Source organism: Streptococcus sp. SG2 (assembly GCF_030439925.1).
In the GTDB taxonomy this organism is placed as follows: domain Bacteria; phylum Bacillota; class Bacilli; order Lactobacillales; family Streptococcaceae; genus Streptococcus; species Streptococcus gordonii.
The window spans coordinates 646,189-663,423 of record NZ_JAQFJD010000001.1; the positions used below are offsets into that span (position 1 = coordinate 646,189).

The 17,235-nt window shown below is 41.1% G+C and carries 10 protein-coding genes; 1 reads left to right on the forward strand and 9 read right to left on the reverse strand.

The genetic code is table 11. The annotated features are described in order from the left end of the window. Positions 1 to 350 precede the first annotated feature (350 nt). Genes PCY09_RS03145 through PCY09_RS03160 form a run of 4 tightly spaced genes read right to left on the reverse strand, consistent with a single transcriptional unit; the run spans position 351 to position 3,677 of the window. Positions 351 to 1,535, reverse strand: coding sequence for an ABC transporter permease subunit (locus PCY09_RS03145; RefSeq protein WP_125377210.1), 1,185 nt, complete (start codon positions 1,533 to 1,535; stop codon positions 351 to 353). Further along, positions 1,519 to 2,403, reverse strand: a complete 885-nt coding sequence (locus PCY09_RS03150; RefSeq protein WP_125369664.1) for an ABC transporter ATP-binding protein — start codon at positions 2,401 to 2,403, stop codon at positions 1,519 to 1,521. The genes PCY09_RS03145 and PCY09_RS03150 overlap by 17 nt, the downstream gene beginning before the upstream one ends. Then, positions 2,387 to 3,136: a beta-carotene 15,15'-monooxygenase gene (locus tag PCY09_RS03155; RefSeq protein ID WP_125369666.1), complete on the reverse strand. Its 750-nt coding sequence runs from the start codon at positions 3,134 to 3,136 to the stop codon at positions 2,387 to 2,389. The genes PCY09_RS03150 and PCY09_RS03155 overlap by 17 nt, the downstream gene beginning before the upstream one ends. Then, entirely contained in the window at positions 3,117 to 3,677 is a 561-nt protein-coding gene (locus PCY09_RS03160) for an RNA polymerase sigma factor (RefSeq protein ID WP_125369668.1), read from the reverse strand. The genes PCY09_RS03155 and PCY09_RS03160 overlap by 20 nt, the downstream gene beginning before the upstream one ends. A 158-nt stretch (positions 3,678 to 3,835) precedes the next feature. Between PCY09_RS03160 and fbpA the strand changes: the two genes are divergently transcribed. Next, complete coding sequence (gene fbpA / locus PCY09_RS03165; RefSeq protein WP_125369670.1) at positions 3,836 to 5,488, forward strand: Rqc2 family fibronectin-binding protein FbpA; 1,653 nt, start codon at positions 3,836 to 3,838, stop codon at positions 5,486 to 5,488. Between the two features lie 79 nt (positions 5,489 to 5,567). On the opposite strand, the gene cshA is transcribed toward fbpA, so the two are convergent. The 5 genes from cshA to PCY09_RS03190 all read right to left on the reverse strand — a co-directional run bounded on the left by cshA (position 5,568) and on the right by PCY09_RS03190 (position 17,228). Further along, the gene (cshA, locus tag PCY09_RS03170) at positions 5,568 to 13,082 is read right to left on the reverse strand and encodes an LPXTG-anchored fibrillar adhesin CshA (RefSeq protein WP_125396972.1); all 7,515 of its coding nucleotides are present in this window, start codon (positions 13,080 to 13,082) and stop codon (positions 5,568 to 5,570) included. Positions 13,083 to 13,413: 331 nt separating this feature from the next. Beyond that, a complete protein-coding gene (gene budA, locus PCY09_RS03175) occupies positions 13,414 to 14,133 on the reverse strand; it encodes an acetolactate decarboxylase (protein WP_061583479.1) in 720 nt (239 codons plus the stop codon). Between the two features lie 120 nt (positions 14,134 to 14,253). Continuing rightward, on the reverse strand, positions 14,254 to 15,489 hold the full coding sequence (locus PCY09_RS03180; protein WP_125392223.1) for a tetratricopeptide repeat protein: 1,236 nt from the start codon (positions 15,487 to 15,489) through the stop codon (positions 14,254 to 14,256). Next, positions 15,479 to 16,645 carry an AI-2E family transporter gene (locus PCY09_RS03185; RefSeq protein WP_125396971.1) on the reverse strand — a complete coding sequence of 389 codons (1,167 nt, stop codon included), beginning with the start codon at positions 16,643 to 16,645 and terminating at the stop codon, positions 15,479 to 15,481. Before PCY09_RS03185 ends, PCY09_RS03180 begins: the two co-directional genes overlap by 11 nt. Positions 16,646 to 16,784: 139 nt before the next feature. Then, positions 16,785 to 17,228, reverse strand: coding sequence for a flavodoxin (locus PCY09_RS03190; RefSeq protein ID WP_061601846.1), 444 nt, complete (start codon positions 17,226 to 17,228; stop codon positions 16,785 to 16,787). Between the last annotated feature and the right edge of the window lie 7 nt (positions 17,229 to 17,235).

A 17,235-nucleotide genomic window follows, 5' to 3' on the forward strand; every position in this document is an offset into this window, starting at 1 on the left:
CAGATATCCTGTGTGAGGGCGTAAATCGCGGTGCCACCTCAATTATGGAAAAATAAATAGCATTCTCCCATATCTCTGCCTTGTCTACCAACAAGTTGCACTGTAAGGTGTGCCAACCGAATTCTTATTGTTTCGAATTCATTTGTTCTTTTAGCTTATCAGTAAATTACTAAAAGACACTCTAATCATTAGCCCAATTTCGCAAAGATTTGCTACTTGTTTTCACCACCCACAAGCTCGCTTAAAACAAATTCGTTTGCTACTTTTCTAATTTCCTATATTTTATGTTTTTCCTGAAAGGATGTCAAGACTTTTTTGACAATTTTTGTAAAATGTTCGGATTTTTATAGTTAGGCGAATTTCCAATTTTTAGCATGGAAATAAGATACTATCTTCAACAAAAGAGCCAAACCAATTAGAAAACTAAAAACGGAAAGACTATTTATGATAAAACTATGGAAAAAATATCCCCTATTCGAAGCAAGCAACCCTAATAGTTTTCCCACTGACTGTTGATTAATTGGAAAAAGATAAAGTAGTTTTTGAGCAAGTCCTTCTCGAAAAATCTGATCTAAAAAATAAGGCAATAAATACAGACTAATAGAAAATGACAAGACAGACAAAGGAGAGTTCAGAAGAGAGGAAATTAATAATGTTACTCCCGCTGTAAAAAGAAGCCCTGTAAATTGTAAGCACAAAAACCAAAAGTAAACTTGTAGATGATTCCACTCCAATGGAAAACTGAATAACCCCAAATCTAAGTTAGTCTGAATACTAGAACTCCATCCACTAGTATCATACATACTAGAAAATACAAAATAAGTGACCATTTGGAAAACTAAAAATAGTACAATAGTCAAGAGAAAAGCCACTCCAATCTTGGCTTTTATTAGTCTATTGCGTCCATATTTAGTTGTCAGCAAAACTTGATTCATATTTTTAGACTTATCATCTGAAAAAATCAGAGAACAAACCAAAATGACTATAACGGAAACTAAAATAGTAACATTTCCCTGGACTTTATATAAATCAAGCCAAGGAGCATAATTTCCAATTTTCAGAGGCTTACCAAACTCTTTAAAACCAAGATCCTTAATGCTACGTACTTCTATGTCTTCAATCGTCAACATTTTTCCTTTTTTCACACGTTCCATCTGCTTTTCATAAAGATGACGTGCGTCTTTGACAAAAACATCACTTATTTGTTCTGTAAAGAGATAAAATGGATGAAAAAGCCAAGGTTCTCCTTTTTCTTTCCAGCTTCCATCATCAGAAAGTTCTCTTTCTTGAAATTTTTTGAGATCGTCTGCTATAATCCAACGAATTTTATTATCTGTAAACTCTCCTCTGTAACTCTGTTCAATATCTTTAGAATAGCCATGTGCAACATTGTCTCTCGCTGCAAATTGATACTGAGAATAATGATAGCCTACGAAAAAAATACCAGCAAGTAGAAATAAACTTGCAACTAAACTTCCCAAAATCGTTTTATTCTTTAAAATTTTTTGAAATTCAAATCTAATAAGTGTCTTCATCCTGCATCTCCTCTCTAAAATAATAGAGATACAAATCTTCTAAAGTTGGACTAACCAAGGAAGCATTCAAGTTTGGAGCTTGTTCAGATACAATCCTCATCACGATATGTTGACCATCCTGGCGACGATTGCTCACAAGAAAAGTCTCTTCTAATTTATTAGCCTCATATTCTGTTACTTCACATTCCCAAACCTTGTCAGATATTTCAGAAACTAACTGACTAACTGTGCCTCTATCTCGCAAACGCCCATTTTTTAAAATCAAAATTTCATCAGCGATACTTTCAACATCTGATACAATATGGGTCGATAAAAGAATGATTTTTTCCTTTGATAAACTACTTAATAACTTTCGGAATTTAACCCGTTCTTTAGGATCTAGTCCAACTGTTGGCTCATCTAACACAAGGACTTGAGGATCGTTTAAGAGAGCTTGTGCAATTCCTAATCTCTGCTTCATTCCACCAGAAAGTTTTCTAATTTTTTTATTTTTGATAGCAGATAGGCCAACCAAATCTAATAATTCATCGCTTGTTGTAGAAGCATTTTTTCGACTCAACCCTTTTAAAGAAGCAATATAAAGTAAAAAATTTCTAGCAGTAAAGTCTGGATAATACCGAAAGTCCTGTGGTAAAAAACCTAAAATATCTCTAAATTTTTCCGCTTGATCAACTATATTCTTTCCGTTAAAGAAAACAGCTCCCTGAGTAGGCTTCGTGAGACCACAAATAATCCGGAAAAGCGTCGTCTTTCCTGATCCATTCGAACCTAAAAGCCCGTAAAGTCCTGGCTTTAATGAAACGGAAATACAATCTAATATCAACTTGTTTCCATATTCTTTTTTAATGTTTTTAAGACTGAGTTCCATTCCACATTCCTCCTGCTGTCAATTTTTTTAATTGTTTAAAGAACAAAAGTGCGAGAATCAAAAGAGATATTAAATAAGTTAGGAACCAATATATAACAGCCATACGATAAGGATTGAATAGATTCAAAGCTACAAATAGAATTGAAAGAGCCATACCCAAAACGAACCATGCACTACGATGATTGCCAGAATTTCTCCAACGAGAGAGAGAATAAAACAAAACAATGCACACAATATTATAGGGGACTAACAAATAAAGTAGCATACTTAAAAAGGAGAATCTGAAGAGTAAGTTCGTTAATATAGAAAAGCTCAGAACAATCATAAAATCAATAAAACCAAAAATAAAAAGCTTCACCAATACTTGCTGGCGCAAATCATACTTAAAAGTTTGCTCTAATTCCCACATTCCAGATGTAAAACTTTTAAATAATTCTTCCATAAAGAAAAGTAAAGAAATTATTAGCAATCCTGTTAAATTTTTTATTAGAGTATAAATGAGACCGGGAGTATTGTTTAATATAACTAATAAACTAATTGCTAATACTGCAAACTGGATCAACCAAGTTTTTAAGCTAATAAATCGAATAGTAAAAAGAGCCAGTTCAAGATAAGAAGTCCTCTTTTTTTGTCTTTTCAGATGAGCAGCACCGAGTAAAAGAACCTCTTTTTTTCTAGATTCATCAACTTCTATTTGATAATTTTTTAAACGCTCAATAATTTTTTTCGTCATAAGTAAATGCCTCTTGATCTAAGAACTTTGATAGTTTTACAAGCCCTTGATGAATTCGGGACTGTGCAGTTGGAACACCAACACCTGTAATCTTTGCTATATCCTTAACCTTTAAATCATGGTAATATTTCAAAATAATAGCCTCTCTTTGTGGATTTGACAACTGATTTAAAGCGCGTTGAATTACCTTATTTTCTTCATCAACTACTAAATTTCTTATACCATCACTTTCGTGAGAAGATAAAACACTTTCGTTGAATTCAACTTTTTCTATTTCTTTCTTTTTATAATGGTTATTACAATGATGAACAGCAATTGTGAATAGATAATTATAAAATTTCCCTGTAAAACGATAGTTTTTGATATTTTCTATCACTTTAAGAAAAATATCTTGCGTCAAATCTGCTGCTAACTCAACATTGCCATAACATCTGCGTACACAGTAAAAATAGATAGAGTGATAATACTTCTCAATCACCCTTTCCCACGCATTATGATCGCCATTTTTAATCTTTTGAATTAAAATATAATCTTCAAACATTCTAGCTCCATCTATATTCAAATTCCTTCTCACTACTATATTAACAATTTTTATATAAAAATCATTTAATTTTTTTAAAAATTTGTATCAAATAATTTAGAAGCTTTTAGCTTGGTTTTTTGTTATAATTTTCTATAGTAACTTTCAAGGAGAAAAGCATGTCTTTTGACGGATTTTTTTTACATCACATGACTGAGGAGCTGCGCCACGAATTAGTAGGCGGTCGCGTCCAGAAGATTAATCAACCTTTTGAACAGGAGCTAGTTTTACAGATTCGCAGCAATCGCAAAAGCCTCAAGCTGCTCCTATCAGCCCACTCGGTCTTTGGACGCGTCCAATTAACAGATACTACGTTTGAAAATCCAGCAGTTCCAAATACCTTTATCATGGTGATGCGCAAATACCTGCAGGGTGCTGTCATTGAAGCAATCCAGCAAGTTGAGAATGACCGAATTTTAGAAATCAGTGTTTCTAATAAGAACGAAATCGGCGATAGCGTAGCTGTGACACTAGTCATCGAAATCATGGGTAAACATAGCAATATCATTCTCTTGGATAAGGCTAGCGGTAAGATTATTGAAGCCATCAAACATGTCGGATTTTCGCAAAATAGCTATCGAACGATTTTACCTGGCTCAACTTATGTCGCACCGCCTCAGACAGGCAGTCTCAATCCTTTCACTGTGGGCGATGAAAAGCTCTTTCAAATCCTACAGACTGAGGAAATAGAGCCCAAACGCCTTCAGCAAATTTTTCAGGGATTGGGTCGAGATACGGCTACCGAACTCAGTGGTCGTCTTACAGCTGATAAGCTCAAAACTTTCCGAGCATTTTTTGCCAGTCCGACTCAGCCTAGCCTGACCGAAAAATCCTTCTCTGCTCTGCTATTTTCTGACAGTAAGACCCAAATGTCCACACTATCCGAGCTTTTGGACACTTTCTATAAGGACAAGGCTGAGCGAGATCGAGTCAACCAGCAGGCCAGCGAGCTCATCCGCCGAGTAGAAAATGAGTTGGAAAAGAACCGGAAAAAGTTGGGCAAGCAAGAGGAAGAGCTCCTAGCAACGGAGAATGCAGAAGAATTCCGCCAAAAAGGGGAGCTTTTGACCACCTTTCTCCATCAGGTGCCCAACGACCAAGATCAGGTAGAGCTGGACAATTACTACACAGGTGAAAAGATCCTCATCGCACTTGACAAGGCCCTAACTCCCAACCAAAATGCCCAGCGCTATTTCAAACGTTACCAGAAGCTCAAAGAAGCCGTCAAACACCTGACTAGCTTGATTGAGGAGACGCGGACTACGATTCTCTACCTAGAGAGCGTGGAAACAGCCCTTGCTCAGGCCAGCCTGACTGAAATCGCAGAAATTCGGGAGGAACTAATCCAGACTGGCTTTATCCGCCGGCGCCAGAGAGAGAAGATCCATAAAAGGCAGAAACCAGAGAAATATTTGGCAACAGATGGCCAAACTATTATCCTGGTTGGCCGCAACAATCTACAAAATGATGAGCTGACGTTTAAGATGGCCAAGAAGGACGAGCTTTGGTTTCACGCCAAGGATATTCCAGGTAGTCATGTGGTCATCACAGGCAATCTTCAGCCCAGCGATGAGGTCAAGACTGACGCTGCCGAGCTAGCTGCTTACTTCTCCAAGGCCAGACTCTCCAATCTTGTCCAAGTAGACATGATTGAGATTAAAAAGCTAAATAAGCCCACTGGTGGCAAGCCAGGATTTGTGACCTACACTGGTCAGAAAACCCTGCGGGTGACACCTGACGCAGAGAAAATCAAGAGTATGAAAATTCAATAACCAAAAAAGCGATTCGGAATATCCGAATCGCTTTTAAACTTAACTCAATCTGTCGAATGGAAAGACAGTAATCTCTCTCTTAATCTTCTTCAGATTTCTTCTTCCGATTTGCTAAACCAAAGAATGTTAAGCTGGCAATGGCTGCTAAGAGGCCTGAAGCAGTCTGATCACTTGTCTGACTTCCTGTTCTTGGAAGAACCGCTTTTTCATCTTTTGGATCGACATAAACAGGTTCTACTCTCTCTTCAGCTTCTGGTGTTTGAACTGCTACCGCAGGTTCAGCTGGAATTACTGGAACCTTTGGCTGTTCTGGAGTACTTGGTCTGTTTGGAACGACCGGAATTTCTGTCACTCTCGGTGTGTAGCTTGCAGAAATTGTTTGACCATTGCGATCCTTACGGATTACAACGACTCCTTTAGCTGTACCAACAAAGTTTGGCTCTGGAACAAAAGTTACAACACCGTCTGGCGAGATGGTATAAGTGCCTTCTCCTGGAACAACTTTTTCAGTTGAGCCGTCCTCAAAGGTTGGTGCTACTGTTAAGTCTACATCACCTTCAAAGATTGGTTTACCAGTCTGTGTTTGACCCTTGAGTCCATCTGAGGTTACATCTTCTACTCGTGTTTGGCCGATGACCGTTGGTGTATACTGCGCTGTAACAACGTTGCCATAAATATCCAAACGTTTTACAACCACTCCTTTGGCTGTACCAACAAAGTCTGGTTCTGGAGTAAAGGTAATCTTACCATCTTTATCAATTGTATAGCTTCCTTCTCCTGGAACAATCAGTGTCGTGCTGCCGTCCTCAAAGGTTGGTGGAACTGTACTATCGATATGTCCTTCAAACGCTGGGGTTGCCACTTGCGTTTGGCCTTTAGCTCCTGTAGAGGTTGTATCCTGTCCAGTAGACGGATCTACAACTGTTGGACGATAGCTTGCAGTAACTGAGGTACCGTTCTTATCCTTACGAACAATTGTTACGCCGGTTCCTTTTCCTACAAAATCAGCTTCTGGAGTAAAGGTTACTGTGCCATCTGGTGAGATGGTATAGGTTCCTTCACCTGGAATCACTTTTTCAGTTGAGCCATCTTCAAAGGTTGGTGCTACAGTTTCATCAATTGGAACCCGTGGATCGCCACCTTGGAAGGTTGGAGTACCTGTTTGTACAAGTCCCTTAATATTTTCAGAGGAAGCATCCTTACCAATTGGTGTTACTTTCGTAAATTCTGGACTGTAAGTCGCAGTCACTGGAGTGCCATTCTTATCCACACGTTTCACGGTGATTGGATCTGGTTTCCCTACAAACTGCTTGTCTGGAGTGAAGGTTACTGTACCATCTGGTGCAATCGTGTAGGTTCCTTGACCTGGAATGGTCTTCTCTTTGCTTCCATCTTCGAAGGTTGGTTCAACTGTTTCATCAATTGGAACCAGTGGATCGCCACCTTGGAAGGTTGGAGTACCAGTTTGAGGGAGTCCTTGAGGACCTGTGCTAGTTGCACCAGTTCCTGTAGGAGTGACCTTAGTGAATTCTGGACTGTAAGTTGCAGTGACTGAAGTGCCATTCTTATCCACACGTTTCACGGTGATTGGATCTGGTTTACCAACGAACTGCTTGTCTGGTGTGAAGGTTACTGTTCCATCTGGCGCAATGGTGTAAGTTCCTTGACCTGGAATTGTCTTCTCTTTACTTCCATCTTCGAAGGTTGGTTCAACTGTTTCATCAATTGGAACCAGTGGATCGCCACCTTGGAAGGTTGGAGTACCAGTTTGCGGAAGTCCTTGAGGACCTGTGCTGGTTGCACCAGTTCCTGTAGGAGTGACCTTAGTGAATTCTGGACTGTAAGTGGCTGTTACTGGAGTGCCATTCTTATCCACACGTTTCACGGTGATTGGATCTGGTTTGCCTACAAACTGCTTATCTGGAGTGAAGGTTACAGTTCCATCTGGTGCAATCGTGTAAGTTCCTTGACCTGGAATCACTTTTTCCTTGCTTCCATCTTCGAAGGTTGGTTCAACTGTTTCATCAATTGGAACCAGTGGATCACCACCTTGGAAGGTTGGAGTACCTGTTTGTGGAAGGCCTTGAGGGCCTGTGCTAGTTGCGCCAGTTCCTGTAGGAGTTACTTTCGTAAACTCTGGACTATAAGTTGCAGTCACTGGAGTACCATTCTTATCTACACGTTTGACTGTAACTGGATCTGGGTTTCCGACAAACTGCTTGTCTGGAGTGAAGGTTACTGTTCCGTCTAGCGCAATTGTATAGGTTCCTTGACCTGGAATAGACTTCTCTTTGCTTCCATCTGCAAAGGTTGGTTCAACGGTTTCATCAATTGGAACCAGTGGGTCACCACCTTGGAAGGTTGGAGTACCAGTTTGCGGAAGTCCTTGAGGACCTGTGCTGGTTGCGTTAGTGCTGGTTGGAACCACTTCTTTCACCACCGCTTGGTACTTGACTGTAACAGGAGTGCCGTTGGCATCCACACGAGTCAATTCAAGCTCTGGTGTTTCACCCTTGAACTGTTTGTCTGGTGTGAAGGTCACCTTGCCATCTGCGTCCACTTCGAACTTACCAACATTTGGAACTTCCTTCACAGCTGTCCCATTGTCAAATAGTGGAGTTGAATCAGCTGGGAATGGAACTAAGTCATGGCCTGGAGTGAAAGTCACTTTACCTTCTTGTACCTGACCTTGCAGGCCCTCTGTCTTATCACCTGTACCAGTCGGTGTTACCTTAGTAAATTCTGGACTGTAAGTTGCAGTGACTGGAGTGCCGTTCTTATCCACACGTTTGACTGTGACTGGATCTGGGTTTCCGACAAACTGCTTATCTGGAGTGAAGGTTACTGTTCCGTCTGGCGCAATCGTGTAGGTTCCTTGTCCTGGAATAGACTTCTCTTTACTTCCATCTTCGAAGGTTGGTTCAACGGTTTCATCGATTGGAACCAGTGGATCACCACCTTCAAATGTTGGGGTACCTGTTTGTGGAAGGCCTTGAGGACCTGTGCTAGTTGCGTTAGTGCTCGTTGGAACTACTTCTTTCACCACCGCTTGGTACTTGACTATAACAGGAGTTCCGTTGGCATCCACTCGAGTCAATTCAAGTTCTGGCGTTTCACCCTTGAACTGTTTATCAGGAGTAAAGGTCACCTTACCGTCTGCGTCCACTTCGAACTTACCAACATTTGGCACTTCTTTCACAGTTGTACCATTGTCAAATAGTGGAGTTGAATCAGCTGGGAATGGAACTGAGTCATGGCCTGGAGTGAAGGTCACTTTACCTTCTTGGACCTGACCTTGAAGCCCCTCTGTCTTATCTCCCGCACCAGTTGGTGTTACTTTCGTAAACTCTGGACTGTAAGTCGCAGTCACTGGAGTTCCGTTCTTATCTAAACGTTTCACTGTAACTGGGTCTGGTTTTCCTACAAACTGCTTATCTGGGGTGAAGGTTACAGTTCCATCTGGCGCAATGGTGTAAGTTCCTTGACCTGGAATAGACTTCTCTTTGCTTCCATCTGCGAAGGTTGGCTCAACTGTTTCATCGATTGGAACCAGTGGGTCACCACCTTGGAAGGTTGGAGTTCCAGTTTGTGGAAGGCCTTGAGGACCTGTGCTGGTTGCGCCAGTTCCTGTAGGAGTTACTTTCGTAAACTCTGGACTGTAAGTCGCAGTAACTGGGGTGCCATTCTTATCTACGCGTTTGACTGTGACTGGATCTGGGTTTCCGACAAACTGTTTGTCTGGAGTGAAGGTCACTGTACCATCTGGCGCAATTGTGTAAGTTCCTTGACCTGGAATAGACTTCTCTTTGCTTCCATCTTCGAAGGTTGGTTCAACGGTTTCATCGATTGGAACCAGTGGATCGCCACCTTGGAAGCTTGGAGTTCCTGTTTGTGGAACACCCTGCGGACCTGAGCTGGTTGCGTTAGTGCTGGTTGGTGTCACCTTAGTCACTGTTGGTGTATAAGTCGCAGTGACTTCTGTACCATTTTTATCCACACGTTTCACTGTGACTGGATCTGGTTTACCAACATATTGTTTGTCTGGCGTAAAGGTAATAGAACCATCTGGATTGATGTTGTATTCACCTACACCTGGAACTGTTTTCGTTGACTGTCCGTCTTCGAAGGTCATTGGTTTCGTATCATCAATTGGAACCAATGGGTTACCTGCTGTGAAGGTTGGAGTACCCTTTTGCGGTTGACCTTGGATACCATTTGAAGTGGCATCCGTTGAAGTTGGTGTTACCTTGGTTACTGTTGGTGTATAAGTTGCAGTAACTTCTGTACCGTTCTTATCTACACGTTTCACTGTGACTGGATTAGGAGTACCAACGTACTTCTTATCCGGCGTAAAGGTAATAGATCCATCTGGATTAATGCTGTATTCACCTACACCTGGAACTGTTTTCGTTGACTGTCCATCTTCGAAAGTCATTGGTTTCGTATCATCAATTGGAACCAATGGATTACCTTCTGTGAAGGTTGGGGTACCTTTTTGCGGTTGACCTTGGATACCATTTGAAGTGGCATCCGTTGAAGTTGGTGTTACTTTCGTAAACTCTGGACTGTAGGTTGCAGTGACTGGAGTACCGTTCTTATCCACGCGTTTAACTGTGACTGGATCAGGATTTCCGACAAACTGCTTGTCTGGAGTGAACGTCACTGTTCCGTCTGGCGCAATCGTGTAGGTTCCTTGTCCTGGAATGGTCTTCTCTTTACTTCCATCTTCGAAGGTTGGCTCTACTGTTTCATCGATTGGAACCAGTGGGTCGCCACCTTGGAAGGTTGGGGTTCCAGTTTGAGGGACACCTTGAGGACCTGTGCTAGTTGCCCCAGTTCCTGTAGGAGTGACCTTAGTCACAGTTGGTTGGTAACGAGCTCGGTGAGGCACACCGTTAGTGTCGCTTACTTGAACCGCAACTGGATCTGGCGTCCCAACAAAGGTCTTATTAGGTTTAAAGGTCACTTGGCCAGTGTTAGGATCTAATTCATAGGTCCCCACTTGTTGGCCATTGGACATAGCAGGCACGGTGTTACCTGTGACAGGTTGGCCGTTAGCATCCACGAAGGTCGCAGGACGTGACGCATCTGGTGTAACAGGAGTCTTAGCAGGATCGCCATCGTTAAAGACTAGCTCCTTGCTTTGATCTTGGCCTTGAATACCAGTCGAATCGTATTTTGGTACCTTGCGAACAGTTGGAACAAAACGTCCATCCATGTTGTTCAAACGGTCATTCTTATTAGGATCTGCTGCATCTGTTGATTGCCAGTCTGTTGAAGAACCGTTAGAGTCAGTGCGACGGATATTAATCCCTTCTGCCGCCCCTGAGAAGTCTTCATTAGGCGTAAAGGTCACATTGACATCATCGCCATTAGCAGTCACGACATAGGTCCCTTCAGGACGAACATAAGTATTGCCGTTGGTTGGTGTCAAGATATTCCCTTGATTATCCAAAATCTGTGGCGCTTGGTTGCTCATGCTAGCGTTTGTAACGAAGTCAGAACGGTCTGGCCCCTTAGCGGTAAAGTGAACTGTTGCGTTTTGAGTTTCACCTTGGAAGCCAGTGCTTTCTTGCTTTTCACCTTGAGGTGGGTAAACGCGACGAACTAACATGTCCTCTACTTCCCCACTAAAGGCAGTCCCTGTAGGCTTCTCGATGTCACCCGCATTGGTTGCGATACGGACACGCATCCCAATTTGATCCACTAGGCCACCAGTCAAACCTGGAATGGCATTAAAGCTTAAGGTATGGTCGCCATTAGCAGTAATTTCTTTAACAACACTGCCTTCGTTGTCATCGAACTTGCCATTGTTGTTGAAGTCTACCCAGGCTTTGACATAGGCCTTGGCATTACCATTAGGGTTAGCCTTAATCTTAAGGGTGTAAGTCCCATTCTTAGCCTTGTTTAAGTCTAAGAGGTCATTGGTTTTGCTTAACTGATCAGCTGTCAATAATTGAGCTGGCCCTTCATCGGCTACATCCTCACGGTCATCGGCCGTCCAGTCACTTTTGGAGTCTGCATCGATATCCGCTGCGGTTGAACCTAAGTACGGCTGGTTGATTGGAGTATTAGCAATTGAATCACGGGTTCCAATCGTATGGTAAGCTTCACCATAACTTGCTGGTGCGTCACTAGAATCGACTACCAAGAAACCCATCATGAGGGCTTGTTGCCCACCCGTTGCCACGTAAAAGCCAACTTCAGAGGCCCCACGGGTCATTACAACTGGCACAGCCTTGCTAGCCGAAATAATTGGCCCGAAGACCTGGCTACCCAAACCACCTGTGACCGTATCTGGACTCAAGTATTTGCTCCAGTCAACGCTCTTATCCTTCAAGATTAGAAGACCATCTTTTCTGGTTTTATCGAATGCTTTAACCATGTCTTCAGTCATGACAGTGTATGGACCTTTGGCACGAGGGCCCTTCATCCATTCACCCACATATTCCCAACCTTCCCCGTTGGTGGTAAAGATTCCATATTCAGCAGGGTTAGCATCTTCCCCATCAGCCATTACAACGGATGGTTTAACAGGGTTGCCACGATAGGTCGCTTCTACCTTAAACTTAATCCCCCAGTTAACCGCGTCATCTGGTAAGATAATTTGGGTTTTACGGCCTTGGGTATCAAAACCTTGGCCCCCAATGGTACTAAATTTGTTCTGTGGACGACCGGTTACAGAAGGTGGCGTTTTACCATAGTCCTTATAACCTTTCAAATAACTGTTAATCGCATTTGGATCATAGGTGCTGGCTGTTGGTGTGCCTTCTACCCGTTTCTTATAGATTTCAGTCGAGTTAAATGGCTTAAGTTCGGTAACGGTCAAGGTCACCACATAACCTGGCGAAATTTCCTTCTTAAAGACAGTCCCTACCTTAAAACCACCCTGAGGATCCAAGTTCTTCATACTTGCTGTATCAGAAAAATCAACCCAGTTAATTTGTTTGGCTAATTGAGTACTTTCTTTTTTCTCTGATTCAGACAAAGTTGGCTTAGATACTCTTGGAATAGGGGTTGCATCGTCTGCTCCTGCAGGGCCAGTTCCAGGAGTAACCGCAGTCGCTTCAAGATCTCTACGTAACCGACGAGAACGTGTAGGTTGTGCAGCTTCCCCAGTCGCTACTGGTTGATCTGTAGCTCTTGAAGGACTTACAGTTTCTGGGCTAGCCTCAGTTGAAGCTGGAGTAGTATTCTCTACAGGCTTGACTTCAGTAGGAAGAACTGGCTTCTCGACTGAAGACTGAGGTGTTTCAGAAGCTACTGGTTGCTCATCTTTTGGTTTCTCTGAAACTGAGTTTGTAGGTGCAGTATTCTCACTTGTTTGAGATGCCTCAGCAGCTGAAGCCGCTACAGTAGTTTCTAGATTTTGTGTTGTTTCAGAAGTTGTTGGTGCTGTAACAGTTGCTGATGGTTCAGCAAGGTCGGTTCGAGCGACCTCGTTTTGAACACTAGAAGCGCTTGTTTCATCAGCGCTAACCTGACTTGCAGCCCCTAATAGTATAAGGGTTGACAAGAGCACAGAACAAACACCGACGTTTAGTTTTCGAATCGAAAACTTACGCAGGTGAGGATTAAATAAATCTTTTCCCATAATGATCTCCTATTTATTCATTATATTCTAGCCTATTATACAGTAATTTTTTTGGCTTGGCTATACAAAATACACTAAAAAAATAGATTTTCGATACTTTTAAAGAACTTCGAAAGGGCTCAGCAAACATTATAGATTACAGATCATTATAAAAGAAATTGTCTTGCCTATACTTGACGGTATAAGCATTAGGATTGAATTGATACAATTTGCTTACTTGATCCATAAAATAGCATGGCTTAAATCCCTGTTACCTTCCTTTATTTTACAAAATAAAAAACTTGACCAAACGAACCTAAATTAGGTTTCTGGCCAAGTAATTTTTCTTATCTTATTCTACACGATCAATGTCTTCTTTCATTTCATCCATATTGAATTTGGCAAATAGATAGTCACGATCCTGAACAGGAAAACGTTGATCTAACTGATCGATCGCTCCAAGCTCAATAATACCTTCTTTGATGACAAAGTCCATGACATGTCCTCCGAAGCTCAAATCGTCTGATACAAAATGAAGATGATAACCTGCTAAGCTGACTCCATGAAAAATCTCTGGTGTCCAGATGCCAACGATTGTCCCAGTTACATTTTCCTTACTGTATTCAGGTTGGTTAACAGCAACTTCTGCAAACTTTCGGTCTGACGTTGACTTAGGAATCATGCGAACGCGCATATGAGAAAAGTCGCCATGAATCTTGATGGAACGAAAAAGATTTTCTCCATCATAATAGGACTCAATTCTTTCCTCCAGCTCCTTATCATTCATTTCAAAACGCTGGCGGAAAATCACTTCAGCCTTGTGAGGAACGACCGCTGCATAAGGAACCGTCTCTGATGGATCCACCTCAACTACTTCTGGCACTTCTCCGGATCCCTTAGCTTGATAAGCCTTACCATCTAGAACAATCAGCTCCCCGTCAATAGAATCCAAAGTACCTATACCTAAATCACCATATTGAAGCAACTCACCAATCGTCATTGTCCCACCATAAAGACCAGACATCAAGGCACCCAAAGTATTATATTGAAATAATTTAACTGGTTCAAACATTTTTAATCCCCTACTCTTCTTTCATCTTCTCTTATAAAGCAAAATTAGTATAACATAAAATTTTATAATTTCAAAAAAACATATCTAGATGATATGCTTTTACTATTTATTATAAAAATTTTAATAGTCTAGACTATCATAAAATTCTTGCATTACACTGTCATCCGGCACCAGGCTCAAATAGTGCTGAGCTTCTTGTTTGGCTCTTTCAAGATCGCCACATTCTCTCAACAGGTAAATGTATTCTTCTAAAAATTCTGGATTATCTCGTAAGTCCCTATGCAATTCTCCATAGAGCTCTCGGGCTTTTTCTATGTCCTCTAAAGCCTGATAACTTCTAGCTATGTTCCATCGAGTCAACACATTGTCCCAATCCTGATCCTCCAAATCAAGAATATCTTCATATCTCTCCTGCTCTAGATAAAGGTTAGTCAGGCGCAGAGCTATCTCTTCTAGATCATCAGCATTATCCCAGGCATCTAATAGATAGCTCTCTGCTTTTTCAGTATCATGAAGTTCGTAGGAAACTTGTGAGGCTAATAGTGCTAGCTGACTATCAAACGGATTTTTATTCAAACCTTGCTGAGCCATGAATAGAGCCTCCTCAGCTCGATGGTCTGCATGAAGAGACAGTGCATAGATATATTCATAACCTTCGAAATCCGGTGAAAGAGTATCCAATTGTTTGAAATAGAGATTCGCCTTCTGATAGTCTTCTTGATCGTAAAGAATCACAGCTAATTCAAATACTGTAGATTCGTCATACTCTATTTCAATAGCCTTTTGAAGAAATTCAATGGCAGCTTCAAACTTTCCTAAACTGGCATAGCTTACCCCTATCCTCTGATAAGTTGAGATCCCTGTCTGCTCATAAATCAAGCGATTATCAAGAATGGCATATTCCTTGATTGCCTGGGAAAAATTGCCTAATTCAAAATCTATTTCAGCCAATCCAAAAGTAATGATAGGATCGTCACTTAATTGACTGGCCTCAACTAGTTTCTCACGCGCCACATCAGGCAGGCCTTCCATCTGGTATAAATCCGCCTTGATCAAAAGAGCATTGACATACCACGGATCGTTCGAGCTGATTTCTTCCAAATAGCCAAAAGCTTCCTCCAAGTCTCCATCTTCACTGGCAATTGTTGCCAAATTTAGATTAACCTGCGGATAAAGGAGAGCCAGTTTATTATAGATACGCTTGGCTTGTAAAAAGAAGCCAATACTTTCTAAATATTCTCCTAGGTCCAATAAGATAGAATCACTATCCTCTAACAAGGCTTTTTCAAACCACTGTTCTGCTTGCACTAAATCCTGAGCCTCAATGGCAGACAGCATTTTCTCACTATTTTTCACTTACTTCTTCCTCTACTTCATCATCATACAAACCACTCACTACTTTGTACCACTTAAAGATAGCTGTAATCACCACTTTTGCAGAAGCGTAGACTGGAATTCCCAGCAAGACCCCCAAAATCCCAAACATCGATCCAGATGTTAAGAGTACAAAAAGAATAGTAATCGGATGAATACTTAATTGGCTACCTAAAATAAGGGGAGATACAAAACGTCCTTCTATTGTTTGCTCCACAATAAAGACAATGATAACTTTCAAGAGCATAACAGGTCCCGCAATCAGTCCCAAAACAAGCGCCGGTAACATAGCCAAAAAGCTTCCTAAATACGGAACCAAGTTGAGGACTCCAGCCACGACTGCCAAGGTCACTCCATAGCGCAGTCCAATGATCTTAAAGAGAATCATAAACATAAAGGCAACAATGATTGCAACTGTTATCTGTCCGCGAACATAATTAGCCAACTGACTATTCACGTCGGACAAAACTTGCCCAACTGGCTCACGTAATTTCTTAGGCAGGAACTGAGTTATATAGCCTTTCAAATTTTTCCCATCTCGAAGGAGATAGAATAGAATGAAAGGCATAATAATGACAGCAACAATAACTTGAGAAGCAGCACTGACAAAATGACTAGCCCAGTTAACCGCTCGAGCAGAAAAGTTACTTGCCCATGTCGTTAATTGAGAAGAAATATTCTCCGTAACTTGCTCGATCTGCGGGCGAAACTCTTCAGACAAGCGACTATCCAGTAAATCATCAATTATTTTTTTAGATTGCTTGAGATAAGAAGGCATGTTTCTAAAGAAACTTACAATCTGAGCCTGAAGGTTTGGAATGACAACCGCCAACCCCCAAATCAAAAGCACAGTAATCAATACAAAAACAATCGTAATAGCTACAAGACGATTGATCTTCCGCTTTTCCATCATGTCTACCAGAGGATTGAGTAAATAATAGAGCAAACCTGCCAGAATCACTGGTAACATAATTACCGAAATAAACTCAATAATAGGGGTGAAAATAAAACTAATTTTACTCAAGACCAAGAGATTGAGTCCAATCAATAAACAAACTAAGAAAACCGTAATGGCTTTATTATCTAAAAACCATCTAAAAAACCAACTCATGCTAAATTCTTTTTCTTTTGGTTCCATCCTTCTCTCCTTTTCTTTTATCTTCTTATTGTAGCATTTTTTACAGAAAAACACCCGACGAAACTAAAGAAAAAAAAGAGAGACTGATAAAGCCTCTCTTCCTTTTCATATATTTTATCTTTTGACTATTCTATATTTCCTAACTTACTTTTGCAGCCAGGCTAGTAGCGAAATTCTCAAGATTTTCGATATCATCTTCTTCTGCTGATAAATCAACCTTAACATTTTCAGCACCTTTTGTTGCACCAGTTGAAGCTAACATAGCATCGAAGTCATCTACTGCTTTACAGAATTCATCATAGAAAGTATCACCTGAACCCACGACACCATAAATCTTATCAGACAAATCCAAATCAGCCAAGTCTTCATAGAAATCCATGATTTCGTCAGGCAATTCTCCATCACCGTATGTATAGGTTGCCACAATAGCAATGTCTGCTTCTAGAAAATCTGAAGCATCAACTGTCGTACACTCATCAACATCAACATCTATACCTAAATCTCTTAACTTATCAGCAACGATATCAGCGATTTCTTCTGTATTACCTGTCATACTTGCAAATACAATTTTTGCTAAAGTCATAGTTTCC

Coding starts and splice junctions, on each gene's coding strand:
- PCY09_RS03160 (WP_125369668.1), bottom strand. CDS start 3,677: ATGTTTGAAGATTATATTTTAATTCAAAAGATTAAAAATGGCGATCAT.
- PCY09_RS03185 (WP_125396971.1), bottom strand. CDS start 16,645: ATGGAACCAAAAGAAAAAGAATTTAGCATGAGTTGGTTTTTTAGATGG.
- PCY09_RS03150 (WP_125369664.1), bottom strand. CDS start 2,403: ATGGAACTCAGTCTTAAAAACATTAAAAAAGAATATGGAAACAAGTTG.
- budA (WP_061583479.1), bottom strand. CDS start 14,133: ATGTTTGAACCAGTTAAATTATTTCAATATAATACTTTGGGTGCCTTG.
- PCY09_RS03155 (WP_125369666.1), bottom strand. CDS start 3,136: ATGACGAAAAAAATTATTGAGCGTTTAAAAAATTATCAAATAGAAGTT.
- fbpA (WP_125369670.1), top strand. CDS start 3,836: ATGTCTTTTGACGGATTTTTTTTACATCACATGACTGAGGAGCTGCGC.
- PCY09_RS03145 (WP_125377210.1), bottom strand. CDS start 1,535: ATGAAGACACTTATTAGATTTGAATTTCAAAAAATTTTAAAGAATAAA.
- cshA (WP_125396972.1), bottom strand. CDS start 13,082: ATGGGAAAAGATTTATTTAATCCTCACCTGCGTAAGTTTTCGATTCGA.
- PCY09_RS03190 (WP_061601846.1), bottom strand. CDS start 17,228: ATGACTTTAGCAAAAATTGTATTTGCAAGTATGACAGGTAATACAGAA.